Origin of the sequence: Companilactobacillus halodurans, from assembly GCF_009600985.1 — a bacterium.
Lineage (GTDB): Bacteria > Bacillota > Bacilli > Lactobacillales > Lactobacillaceae > Companilactobacillus > Companilactobacillus halodurans.
Genome location: NZ_VDFP01000235.1, coordinates 1 through 1113, shown reverse-complemented (window position 1 = coordinate 1113; position 1113 = coordinate 1). Strand labels below are relative to the sequence as shown.

The 1113-nt window shown below is 33.0% G+C and carries 2 protein-coding genes; both read left to right on the top strand.

The features are described from left to right. Positions 1–249: NADPH-dependent FMN reductase family protein (locus tag FHL06_RS13865; RefSeq protein ID WP_475392987.1), on the top strand; the 249-nt coding region annotated here is incomplete at its 5' end. Between the two features lie 360 nt (positions 250–609). Then, the coding region (locus FHL06_RS13860) for a hypothetical protein (RefSeq protein ID WP_192918028.1) at positions 610–1113 on the top strand (504 nt) is incomplete at its 3' end.

Below are 1113 nucleotides of genomic sequence, written 5' to 3'. Positions count from 1 at the left end.
GAAGAAGCTCAAGATTTGTATGATGATCTTAAATATATTGATTTAGAAATAACTAAGTATGCCGTTTTGGGGTCGAGTTCAAAGGAGCATTTACATTTTGGTAGAGCAGTAGATTACTTCACGATGATGTTAAACTCGAGTAATGGTGAACAAGTTGCTGATTCAGTCAAAATTAATCAAGATCCTGATGAGGACGATTTTAAACGAGTCAGAATACTTGGAGATTATGTTTTAGCAAGTTTGAAATAAAAAGGCTTTTAAATGGATTTTTTAGAGTTTAGGTATAAAAATAGCATCTTATTAAGAATTCAGGGTATTGATGACTACCTTCAATATGTCCTTAATAGGATGCTATTTTTTTGCATAAAAAAAACGCTAGGTGACCACACCTAACGCTTTCTTTGATACAAGATAACTGAGAATAGTTACCTATAAATGCTGTATCAACATACAGTATAACAGTAATTGATCTTATATCATATAAGTTTTTGAAATAATTATTAATTTAAACTGTTCCTTATGAAAGGCCCCCCAGTTTTTCCGCTTGTTTGCGTATGAAATCTTAGATAGTATTAAATCAAGAACATATGGTTAAGGGGGATCTAAGATATGGGGAGCTTTATCGTTTTTGTGGCTTTTATAGCCACGATTTATTTTGCTATCAAGTTTTTTAAGTTTCGTAAAATAAAAAGCAATGATCTAGCGATTATAACGAAAAAAAGAAATTATCGTAATGGATTAATAATTAGTATTGTCATAATGTTCGTTGCCAGTATTATGACAAATCCTAGTGAAGCACCACAGAAAAAGTCAGCCGATTCTGAATCTGTTAAGGTGGTTAAGAAAACTAAATACGTTGATAAAGACAAATATAATATCGCAAAAAAAGAAAACGTTGCTTTGGTTGCTAAGAAATCTAAATTAAGCAAGCAGGAGAAAAAGCTTCAAGAGCAAAGGGATAAAATTGAAGCTGACGAAGCTAAGGCTAAGCAACAAGAACAAGAGGAAGCACAAAAACAGCAAGAACAACAGGCTAAGGCAGAAAAAGAACAGCAAGAGAAACAAGCGCAATCTCAGGATCAAGGTCAATCAAGTTCAACACAATCACAGGGG